1 protein-coding gene is annotated in these 12,204 nt (G+C 76.4%); it reads right to left on the bottom strand.

Annotation, left to right across the window (positions count from 1 at the left end; genetic code table 11):
* Window positions 1-104: 104 nt before the first annotated feature.
* Entirely contained in the window at window positions 105-12,128 is a 12,024-nt protein-coding gene (locus ACA511_RS35485; protein WP_375029090.1) for an amino acid adenylation domain-containing protein, read from the bottom strand.
* Window positions 12,129-12,204 lie beyond the last annotated feature (76 nt).

Here is a 12,204-nt window from a genome sequence, read left to right on the forward strand (position 1 = left end):
GGACCGGTGTCCTTCCGAGTTCCGCGGAGTTCCGCAGGGGGTTGATCAAGGATCTTAGGTTAGCCTCACCTAACCATGCAATGGGCCGGCCGGTATGAGCCGCCTCACCCCGCCCGGACCGGGCCGAGCCGGGCGAGGAGCCCCGCCACGGTCGGCGCGCCCATCAGCGTCGCGATCTTCAGCGCCTCGCATCCGGGCTCCCGCCGGATCCGCCGGACGAGCTTCATCGCGAGCAGCGAATGGCCGCCGAGGTCGAAGAAGTCGTCGTCCGGGCCGACGTCCGGGACGCCCAGCTCCTCGGCGAAGATCCGGCAGAGCACGGCCTCCCGCCCGTCGTCCCGGCGGGCCGCCTCCGGGACCGCCTCCGGTGTCACGGCGCGGGCAGTGAGCACGGCGGGCAGTGCGCCGACCCGCACGCCCGGATCGTCCGCGACGGCCTCCAGCAGCCGGATCAGCCCGTCCGCCAGCGCGGCGGCCGTGTCCCGGTCGAACAGGTCGGCGGAGTAGTCGACGATCAGCCGGAGCCCGCCGGGGCCCTCGCGGAAGATGAAGTCCAGGTCGAACTTCGCCGCGCCCGGCCCGAACAGCGCCTCCCGCTGCTCCAGGCCGGGGAACCGGACGTCCCCCGCGCCCTGGTTCTCGTAGCCGACCATCACCTGGAACAGCGGGTTGCGTCCGGGCGCCCGGCGCGGCCGGAGCGCCTCGACGACCGCCTCGAACGGCAGGTCCTGGTTGGCGAGGCCGGCGAGTGCCGCCTCCCGGACGCGGGCGAGCAGCTCCGCGAACACCGGGTCGCCGGACACGTCGGCGCGCAGGACGAGCGTGTTGACGAAGAAGCCGACGAGGTCGCGCGCGGCCTCCTCGGTGCGCCCGGCGACGGGGGCGCCGAGCGGGACGTCGTCGCCGGCGCCCGTCCGGTGCAGCAGCGCGGCCACGGCGGCCTGGCAGACCATGAACATGCTGGCGTTCCCGTCGCGCGCCACGCGGCGCAGCCTCGGCGCCAGGCCGGGCGGCAGGTCGGCGGCCAGCGTCCCGCCGCGCTGCCCGGCGGTGCCGGGGCGCGGCCGGTCCACCGGGAGCGGGATCTCCTCGGGGAGGTCCGCGAGGGCGCGGGCCCAGTGGTCGAGCTGCCGGGCGTGGACGCTGCCGGGGTCGAGGGGGTCGCCGAGCAGCTCGCGCTGCCAGAGCGCGTGGTCGGCGTACTGGACGGGCGGCGGCTCCCACGCCGGGGCCGCCCCGCCGAGCCGCGCCGCGTACGCCTCGGCGACGTCGCGGGCGAACGGCCCGAACGACCATTCGTCGAACGCGATGTGGTGGAACACGGCGAGCAGCAGGTGCTCGCGGTCGCCCTCCGGGAAGACCGCGACCCGCAGCGGGACGTCCTCGGCCAGGTCGAACGGCCTGGCGATGACGTCCTCGGGCGCGCACGCGGCGACCTCCAGGACGGGACGCGCCTCGTCCGGGCCGAGGATCCGCTGGTAGGGGACGCCGTCGTGCTCGGCGAAGACCGTGCGGAGGCTCTCGTGCCGGGCGGTGACGTCGCCGATCGCCGCTTCGAGCGCGGCGAGGTCGAGGTCGCCGCGGAGGCGCACCGCGAGCGGCAGGTGGTACGCGCCGCGCGGCCCGTCGTCCTCGCGGAGCAGCTGGTCGAGCAGCCACAGGCGGCGCTGCGCGGACGACAGCGGGACGCGCTCGGGCCGCGGCCTCGGCTCCAGCGCCGGCCGGGCCGCCGCGTCCGCGCCGCGGTGCAGGCGGCCCGCCAGCTCCGCGACGGTCGGCGCCTCGAACAGGTCGCGGATCGCCAGCTCGGCGCCCAGCACCGCGCGGGCCCTCCCGACGAGCCGCGTCGCGAGCAGGGAGTGCCCGCCGAGGTCGAAGAAGTCGTCGTCGACGCCGGCGCCGGGGGCGTCCAGCACCTCGGCGAACAGCGTGCACAGCAGGCGTTCGACGGGGGTCCGCGGGGCGCGGCCGGCCTTGCGCGGGCCGTCCTGCCCCGGGTCGGGGAGGGCGCGCCGGTCGAGCTTGCCGTTGACGGTGAGCGGCAGCGCGGTCAGCGTCATGATCGCGCTCGGCACCATGTAGCCGGGCAGGCGCGCCTTGAGGCCCTCCCGGACCCGCGCGGCCAGCACCCCGTGGTCGCGCGCGGCGACCGGGTCGTTCGCATAGGACGCGGGCGCGCGCCCCGGCTCCGCCGGGAGGCACGCCGCTCCCCCGCCGAACACGGCGTCATAGCACCCGGGCCGCTCCGACGGGGTGAGCACGACGCCCGGGAACAGCGCGTAGAGCGTCTCCGGCTCGACCCCTTCGGCGGCGCCGAGCGCCTCCCGCGCCTCGTCCGCCGATCCGCCGTCGCGCAGCACGCGCAGCGCGGCGACCTCGCCCGACGACCTCGGGTCGGGAATCCCCCGCACCCGCAACCGCCCGCCCTCCTCCGTCGACCTGCGGCGTGTCGTTGTTATCGGGGCCTCCATAACAACGACACGCCGCAGGTCAACGAAGCCGTCTAGCGTCGTCCAGTCGATGGCCGGGGGGTGCGGGGGTTGTTCGGTGCTCTTGCGGAGGACTGCGTCGTAGCGGTGGCGGGTCAGTTCGTTGTGGCGGGTGCCGCGTTTGGTGAGGACGTCCACGCGGGAGTCCCCGGCCAGGGCGGTGAAGAAGGCGGGGTCGAGGAGGAGTTCCTTCTCCATCCGGACGGCGCGTTCGACGGCGTCCAGGTCGCCGGCGCCGCGGCCGAGCTGGATCGCGGTGTGCAGACAGCGGACGGTGCGCAGGTCGCGGACGTCGCCGATGAACAGTGCCCCGCCCGGGACGAGGAGGCGCATCGCCTTGGCGATGACGTCCTGGAGGTAGGCGGCGCCCGGGAAGTACTGGACGACCGAGTTGATGACGATCGTGTCGAAGTGCTCCTCGGGCAGGCCGGCGGTGTCGTGGGCCGGCCGGCAGCTCAGCCGGACGGGCGAATCCGCGCCGAGGTCCTGGCGGAGCTTGGCGATGACGGGTTCGGAGAAGTCGGTGCCCCAGTACTCCTCGCTCCCGGGGGCGAGGCGGGTGAGGAGGAGGCCGGTGCCTACGCCTATCTCCAGGACGCGGCGGGGCCGCAGGGCCTGGATGCGCTCGACCGTCGTCTCGCGCCATTCGCGCATGTCGTCCAGCGGGATGGGGGCGCCGTCGTAGCTGCTGTCCCAGCCGGCGAACTCCTCGGCGTGGACGACCGTGCCGACCTCGGTGTACTCGGCGTCGTAGATCTGCCGCCACTCGGCGAGCTGCTCGTCGGCGGCGCCCTCGCGGGAGCCGTCCGGGACGATGTAGCCGACGAGGCGCTGCACGCCGGGGACGCCGGTGCCGGCGGCGACGACCGCGGCCTGCCCGACGCCGGGCTCGGCGGCGAGCGCGGTCTCGATCTCCGCCGGTTCGACGCGGTAGCCGCGGATCTTCACCTGGTCGTCGGTGCGGCCGAGGAAGTCGATGTTGCCGTCCTCGCGGACGCGGACCAGGTCGCCCGTCCGGTACATGCGCCCGCCGGAGAACGGGTCGGCGACGAAGCGCTCGGCGGTCAGGTCGGCGCGGCCGAGGTAGCCGCGCGCCAGCCCGGCGCCCGCGATGTACAGCTCGCCGGGCGCGCCCGGCGGGACGGGGCGCAGCCAGCCGTCGAGGACGTGGCCGCGGGTGTTCCAGATCGGCCTGCCGACGGTCGGGGTCGCGCTGTCCCCGGTGCCGCCGCCGAGCGTGTTGATCGTGTACTCGGTCGGCCCGTACAGGTTGTAGCCGAGGACGCCGTCGGCCCGCGCGAGCCGGTCCCAGACGGAGGCCGGGACGGCCTCGCCGCCGAGGAGGACGAGCGGCGGCCGGTGCTCGCCGTCCAGGAGCCCCTCGTCGAGGAGCTGCTGGGCGTAGGTGGGCGTCACGTTGATGACGTCGATGCGGTGCCGCCGCAGGTAGGCGGTGAGCGCTTCGGCGTCGCGGCGCAGGTCCTCGTCGCAGACGTGCACCTCGTGGCCCTCGATGAGCCAGAGGAGCTCCTCCCACGACATGTCGAAGGAGAAGGAGACGGTGTGGGCGATCCGGAGGCGGCGTCCGGCGGACGCGACGACCGGGTCGAAGATGTTGGCGCGGTGGTTGAACTGCATGTTGGTGAGGCCCCGGTACGGCGTCACCACGCCCTTGGGACGTCCCGTCGACCCGGACGTGTAGATCACGTAGGCGGGGTGGTCGAGCCGGCCGGGGACGCCGGGGGCGAATCGGCCCAGTTCGTCCGGGGTCAGGTCGGTGCCGGGCAGGTCGGAGAGGATGCGGGCGGTCTCCGGATCGTCCAGCGCGAGGGTCGTGCCGCCGAAGGCGAGGCCGGCGGCGATGTCGCGGTGCGAGAGGAGGCAGACCGGGTCGGCGTCCCGGAGCATGTAGTCGAGCCGGTCGGCGGGGTAGTCGAGTTCGAGCGGCAGGTAGGCGGCGCCGGTGCGCAGGACGGCGAACAGCGCGGCGACCGTCCGCGCGGAGCGGGGCAGCGCGAGCGCGACGACCTTCTCGGGGCCCGCGCCGTTCGCGAGCAGGAGGCGGGCGAGGCGGTTGACCTCGGCGTTCAGCTCCCCGTAGGTGAGGCGGACGCCGGGCAGGGAGACGAGCGCGAGGTCGCCGGGCTGGTCCGCCGCGCGTTCGGCGAGCAGTTCCGCGACGGTCAGCTCGGGGACGGGATGCCGCGCCCCGTCCCAGTCGCGGCGCAGCCGGTCGTGCTCCTCGGGGAGGAGGAGGTCGAGGCGGTGGCAGGGGCTCTCGGGGTCGTCGGCGAGCTGCCGGAGGACCTGGAGGTAGCGGTCGGCGACGCGTTCGGCCTCGGGGCCGGTGAAGGCGTCCCCCCGGTACATGACGCGGAGGCCCGCGCCGGGTTCGACGACCATGGTGATCGGATAGTGGGTGGCGTCGCGGACCTCGCGGCCGATGACGCGGAGGTCGCCGTCCGGCCCGAAGCCGCGGCCGGTCGGCATGCCGGGGAAGTTCTGGAAGACGAACAGCGTGTCGAACAGGGTGCCGAGCCCGGTGGCGCGCTGCACGTCGGCGAGCGCGGCGGACGCGTGGTCGAACAGCTCGGACCGGGCGGCCTGAACGCGGTCGAGCACCGCCGCCGCCGTGTCGGCCGCGCCCGCCCGCACCCTCACGGGGACGGTGTTGAACAGCAGGCCGACCATGGACTCGACGCCGTCCACGTCCGGATGGCGTCCGGAGACGGAGGCGCCGAAGACGACGTCGTCCCGCCCGGTGAGGCCCATCAGGACGAGGCCCCACGCGGTCTCGAAGAGGGTGCCCGGGGTGACGCCCCGGTCGCGGGCGACGGCGTCCAGGCGCTCGGCGAGCCCGGGCGGGAGCGGCCGGTGCAGCTCACCGGCGGTCGCGGGGTCGGCGGGCGCGCCGACCAGGGCGGGCCGCAGCAGGGCCGGCTCGTCGAAGCCGTCCAGCGCGCGGCGCCACGCGTCCGCGGCGGCGGCCCTGTCGCGGGTGGCGACCCAGTCCAGGAACGCGCGGAACGGCGGGACGGGGCGGGCCGCCTCCGCGGCCGCGTCGGTGTAGGAGTCGAGCAGCGAGGTGACCAGGAGGCCGCCGGACCAGCCGTCCAGGAGGATCAGCTCGGACGTCAGGATCAGGCGGTGGTCGCCGCCGCCGAGACCGGCGAGCGCGAACCGGATCAGCGGCGGCTCGCCGGGGTCGAACGGCTCGGCGCGCTGGGCGGCGATGAACGCTTCGAGGCCGTCCGGGGAGACGTCGGCGTGCGTCCAGGGCACGTCGAACGCGTCGGGGACGAACTGGACGGCGCGGTCGCCGTCCGTCCGGAACCCGGCGCGGAGGTTCGGGAACTTCGTCAGGACGGCGCGGGCCGCCTCCGCCATCCGTGCCGGGTCGACCGGCCCGGACAGCTTCACCACGGCCTGCTGGACGTAGACGTCGCGGCCCGCCCCCGCGAGCATCAGGTGGAAGAGCAGCCCTTCCTGGAGCGGGGAGAGCGGCAGCTCGCCCGGCGGATCGGCCGCCGGGGCGGGGGCCGGGCCCGCGGCGGCCGATCCGCCGGGCGCGGCCGTCCCGGCGAGGGCCTCGACCGTCCGGAGGCGGAAGACGTCGCGGACGGTGAACCCCAGCCCGGCGCGGCGGGCGCGGGCGACGAGGAGCGCGGCGCTGATGCTGTCGCCGCCCGTCCGGAAGAAGTCGTCGTCGGCGCCCACGGCGTCGCGTCCGAGGACGCTCGCGGCCAGCCGGGCGAGGACGCGTTCCGGTTCGGTCGAGGGCGCCCGCCCCCCGGTCGGCCGGCCCGGTTCGGGGAGCGCGCGCCGGTCGACCTTGCCGTTCGGGGTGAGCGGCAGCTCGTCCAGGACGACCAGCTCGGCGGGGACGAGGTAGTCCGGGAGCGAAGCCCGCAGCGACTCGTGCAGGGCCCCGGCGTCGGCGTCGCCCACGACGTAGCCGACGAGGCGGGAGCCGTGCGCGGCGACGGCGGCGCGGCGGACGCCGGGCAGGGCGGCGAGCGCGGCCTCGACCTCGCCCGGCTCGATCCGGAACCCGCGGATCTTGAGCTGCCCGTCGGTGCGGCCGAGGAAGTCGAGCCGCCCGTCCGGGCGGCGCCGGACGCGGTCGCCGGTCCGGTAGAGGCGGGAGCCGGGCGGGCCGAACGGGTTCGCGACGAACCGCTCGGCGGTGCGGACCGGGTCGCCGAGGTAGCCGCGCGCCAGCCCGTCGCCCGCCAGGTACAGCTCGCCGACCGGGACCTCGCGGAGCGCGGCGTCGAGCACGTACGCGCGGGTGTTGGCGATCGGCGCCAGTCCCCCGGCCCCTTCGCCGGGCAGGGCGATGAGGCTGTCGCCGGCGGCCTCCGAGCACCCGTACAGGTTGATCAGCCGGGCCGGGACCCGGGCGGCGAGCGCGGGAGGCAGCGCCTCCCCGCTGCTGATCCAAGTGGTGACGGACGGCGGCAGCCCGTTCTCCGCGAACGCGGCGAGCAGGCTGGGGACGAGCGTGACGAGCCGGGCGCCGTGCCGTTCGATGAAGGCGGCGAGGGCGACGGCGTCGGACGCGGTGGCGTCGTCGGCGATGACGACCGTGTCGCCGGCGGCGAGGCCGCCGAGCAGTTCGGTGGTGCCGTCGATGAACGCGGGCGAGGACTTCGCGACGCGGACGCCGGGCGCGGCGAGGTCCGCGCCCCAGGCGAGGCGGTTGGCGAGGGCGCGCTGAGTGCCGGCGACGGCCTTCGGCGTCCCGGTCGACCCGGACGTGAAGACGACGTAGGACGGGTGGTCTGGGTGGACGTCCGGCCGGGCGCGGCGCGGCGCGTCCGGGGGCGGCTCGTCGCGGCCGAGGACGAGCAGCGGCCGGACCGCGTCCAGCGTCGCCTCGACGCGGGCGGGCGGGTGCGACAGGTCGACCGGCAGGTAGGCCGCGCCCGTCTTGAGCACGGCGAGCAGCGCGACGGCGAACGCGTCCGAGCGCGGCAGGGCGAGCGCGACGACCTCTTCGGGGCCGGCGCCCGCGGCGGCGAGCCGGTCGGCGAGCGCCTCGGCGCGGCGGTCGAGTTCGGCGTAGCCGAGGGCGGCGCCGCCGAAGACGACGGCGGTCGCCTCGGGGGTCCGGGCCGCCTGCGCCTCGATGAGCGCGGCGGCCGTGCGGATCGGGAACTCGCGTTCGGTGCCGGGGTGCTCGACGGGGGCGCCGAGGGAGGAGAGCCGCCGCCCGGGGTCGGCGGTGACCTGGGCGATCAGGTCTACCAGGCCGTCCAGGAGCCCCTGGACCGTGGCGGCGTCGAAGAGGTCGGCGGCGAACGCGGCGAACCCCTCGATCTCGTCGCCGCCCTCGGCGAAGTAGAGGTCGAGGTCGAACTTCACGCCGCCGGTCTCGGGGAGGAACGGCTCGGCGCGGACGCCCGGCAGCGCGAGCCGCACGTCGTCCGGCCGCTGATGGACGATCATCACCTGGAACAGCGGGCTGCGGGCCAGCGAGCGCTCGGGGGCGAGCCTGTCCACGACCCGCTCGAACGGGACGTCGGCGCGGGAGAACGCGGCGAGGTCGGCGGCGCGCACCCGGTCGAGCAGCTCGCCGAACGCCGGGTCGCCGGACAGGTCGGTGCGCAGGACGAGGAGGTTGACGAAGACCCCGACGAGGCCGGCGAGGTCCTCGTCGGCGCGTCCCGCGATCGGCGAGCCGAGCGCGATGTCGTCGCCCGCGCCGGACCGCTGGAGCAGCGCGGCGACGGCGGCGTGCAGCACCATGAAGACGCTGGTCCCGGTGTCGCGGGCCAGCTTCCGCACCCCCGCGGCGGGGAGCCGGAACGGGACGAGGCCGCCCCGGTGGCTCGCCTCCGGCGGCCGCGGCCGGTCGAACGGGAGGACCGTCTCCGCGGGCAGCCCCGCGAGCGCCTCCGCCCAGAAGCCCAGCTGCGGCGCCGGGTCGGGCGCGGCCTCGCGCTGCCAGGCCGCGTAGTCGGCGTACTGGACGGGCAGCGGCTCCCAGGCGGGGGCGCGCCCGTCCCGGCGGTCCGCGTAGGCGCGCGCCAGGTCGGCCAGCAGCGGCGTGAACGACCATTCGTCGGCGGCGGCGTGGTGCAGGAGGAGGATCAGCGACCAGTCGTCGTCGCCCGTCCGGACGAGGGTGCCGCGGACGGGCAGGTCGCGTCCGACGTCGAAGGCGTGCGCGGCGGCGTCCCGCTCGATGGCCGCACGGCGTTCCGGGGTCTCGCCGCGCGCGTCGACCACGGTGAGGCGGACGGGGGCGTCCGGTTCGCGGACGTCCAGGACGGGGAGGCCGTCCGGCCCCTCGACCAGCAGTGTGCGCAGCGCCTCGTGGCGTTCGGCGACGTCGCCGAACGCGGCGTCGAGCGCGTCCTCGTCCACCGGGCCGCGGAGGCGGAGGCCCAGCGGGAGCGCGTAGGACGCCGACGGGCCGCGCAGCCGCTCCTCCAGCCAGAGCCCGCGCTGCGCCGCCGACGCCGGGACGACCTCGGGACGCTCCACGTCGCGGACGCGCACCAGGTCGCTCCGCACCAGCCTCGGCGCGAGCGCGGCGACGGTCCGGGCCTCGAACACGTCCGCGATGGACAGCGTCCCGCCCAGCTCGGCGCGGGCCCTGGCGGCGACGCGGGTCGCGAGCAGCGAGTGCCCGCCGAGCGCGAAGAAGTCGTCGTCGACGCCGACGCCCTCGACGCCGAGCAGCTCGGCGAAGATGGCGCAGAGGGCGGCCTCGCGGGCGTCGCGCGGGGCGCGGCCGGAGACCCCGGCCCCGGGGGCGGGCAGCGCGGCCCGGTCGAGCTTGCCGTTGACGGTGCGGGGCAGCGCGTCCAGGGCGATGAGCGCGGACGGCACCATGTACTCGGGCAGGGCCCTGGCGAGGGCGTCCCGGATCGCCGTCTCGTCCGCGCCGCCCGCCGGGACGTAGTAGCCGGCGAGCCGGGGTTCGCCGGGCCTGTCCTCGCGGACCACGACCGCGGCCTGCGCGACGCCCGCCTGCGCCGCGAGGACCGCCTGCGTCTCGGCCGGCTCGATCCGGAAGCCGCGGATCTTCACCTGGTCGTCGGTGCGGCCGAGGTACTCGATCGACCCGTCGCGGGCCCGGCGGGCCAGGTCGCCCGTCCGGTACATGCGGGAGCCGGGCGGTCCGGACGGGTCGGCGACGAACCGCTCCGCCGTGAGGCCGGGGCGGCCGGCGTAGCCGCGGGCCAGCTGCGCGCCCGCCAGGTACAGCTCGCCGGGCACGCCCGGCGGCACGGGCCGCAGGCGCGCGTCGAGGATGTGGGCGCGGGTGTTCCAGAACGGGCGGCCGACGCCGGACGCGGGGAGGTCCGCGGACGTCGCCCAGATCGTCGCCTCGGTCGGCCCGTACATGTTGGTCGCGAGCGCCGCCGTCTCCGCCAGCGAGGCGGCGAGCGCCGCGGGCAGCGCCTCGCCGCCGACCAGCACCCGCAGGCCCTTCAGCGCGTCCGGCGGGAGCGTGCCGAGCAGCGACGGGGTGCCCTGGACGATCGTGGCGTCCGCCAGCAGCCCGGCGAGCGCGGCGGGGTCGCGGACGTCCGCGCGGTCGGCGAGGACGACCGTCGCGCCGCTGGTCAGGGGCACGAACAGCTCCAGCGCGGCGATGTCGAACGCGATCGTCGTCACCGCGACCAGCCGGTCCCCCGGCCCGAGGCGCAGTCGCGCGCGCGTCGCGAGGAGGAAGTTCGCCAGCGCGCCGTGCGGGATCGCCACGCCCTTGGGGCGCCCGGTCGAACCCGAGGTGTAGATGACGTAGGCGAGCTGGTCCGCGCCGGGCTGGGCGGCCGGCGCCGTGGCCGGCCGGGCGGCCGGCTCCGGCGGGCCGTCGAGGACGAGGACGCTCGTCGCGCCCGGCAGGACCCGCGCGGTCTCCGGTGCGGCGATCGCGCACAGCGGGCCGGCGTCGTCCAGCATGTAGGCGAGCCGGTCGGCGGGATGGTCGAGGTCGAGCGGCAGGTACGCGGCGCCCGCCTTGAGGACGCCGAGCAGCGCGACGACGAGGTCCGGCGTGCGGGGCAGCGCGAGCGCGACGACGCTCTCGGCGGTCGCGCCGCGGGCCCGCAGGTCGGCGGCGAGGGCCGACGACCGCTCGTCCAGGTCGGCGTAGGTGAGCCGCTCCGCCCCGGCCTGCACGGCCGTCGCGCCGGGGGTGCGGGCGGCCTGCTCCGCGAACAGCGCGACGACGTTCGTGCCGGGCGCCGGGCGCTCGGTGGCGTTGGCGGCCGCGATCAGGGCGCGCTCGTCCGCGCCCATGATCTCGAGGGCGCCGATGGGGCGGTCGGGGTCGGCCAGCGCGCCGGCGAGCAGCGTCTCCAGGTGGCCGAGCAGCGCGTCGACGCGCTCGTCGTCGAACAGCTCGCGGCGGAACGTGGCCTCCACCGTCATGCCCCGCGGCCGGACGAACGCCTCCAGCGACAGGTCGAAATGCGCGGCGCCGTTGTGGACGTGCGTCCAGGTCGAGGTGACGCCGGGCAGGTCCAGTTCGCCGATCTCCTGGGCGAGGAAGAGGAGCATCGTGTCGAAGAACGCCGACCGGCCCCGTCCGCGGGCGGGGCGGAGCTCCTGGACGAGGCGGTCGTACGGCAGCGCCTGGTGCGCGAAGCCGTCGGCGACCGTCCGGCCGGTGCGGCGCAGCGCCTCCCGGAACGTCGGCGAGCCCGACAGGTCGGTGCGCAGCACGAGCGTGTTGCCGAAGTTGCCGGCGAGCCGCTCGACCTCGGCGTGCTCCCGGTTCATGACCGCCGACCCGACCGCCACGTCGTCCGCGCCGGTGTAGCGGTGCAGCAGCACGGCGTACGCGGCGAGCATCACCGTGAACGGGGTGAGGTCCTCCTCGGCGGCGAGCCCCCGCATCCCCTCGGTGACCGCGTCGCCGAAGCGCCGCGCCCGCCGCCCGCCCCGCTCGCTCGCGGCGGCGCCGCGCGGGCGGTCGGCGGGCAGGTCGAGCGGCGCGGGCGGCGGGTCGAGGCGTCCCCGCCAGTAGGCCAGGTCCTCCTCGCCGGCGGGCCGCCGCTGCTCCCACTCCGCGTAGTCGGCGTACTGGACGGCCAGCGCCGGCAGCCCGTCCGGCTCTCCGGTGACGGCCGCGCGGTAGAGGGCGGACAGGTCGCGCGACAGCGAGCCCCACGTCATCCCGTCCCACGCGATGTGGTGGACGACCAGGACCAGCGCGTGCTCGTCCTCGCCGAGCCCGAGCAGCTCCAGCCGGATCGGCCGCTCGCCGCGCAGGTCGAAGGGCTCGGCGGCCAGCTCGGCGGCCCGCGCGTCGGCGTCCGCGCAGGCGAGGGGCGCGAGGTCCAGCGAGTCGTCCGCCGTGACGACCTGCACCGCCCCGTCCCCGGCGGTGTCGGCGTAGGTGGTGCGGAGGACGGCGTGGCGCCGGATCAGGCCGCGCAGCGCCTCGCGGAGCGCACCGGTGTCGAGGGGCCCCGACATGCGGACGAGAAGGCAGACGTTGTAGGCGGCACTGTCGGGGAAGGCGCGGTGGTGCAGCCACATGCTCTGCTGCGCGGAGGACAGGGGCGCCGGTCCGTCCGAGCCGCGGGGGGTGATCCCCGCGGTGCCGGGACCGAGCCCGGCCTCGGCCATCATCCGCCGCATCAGTTCGCGTCGCCGCTCCGTCGTCGTCTGCACGCCCGCTCTTTCGTCCGGCTCCATGATCGCGAGTTAGGTTAGCCTTGCCTATGGTGAGCGCACAAGGTTAGCCTTA

Source organism: Actinomadura sp. GTD37, assembly GCF_041951365.1.
Taxonomy (GTDB): Bacteria; Actinomycetota; Actinomycetes; order Streptosporangiales; family Streptosporangiaceae; genus Spirillospora.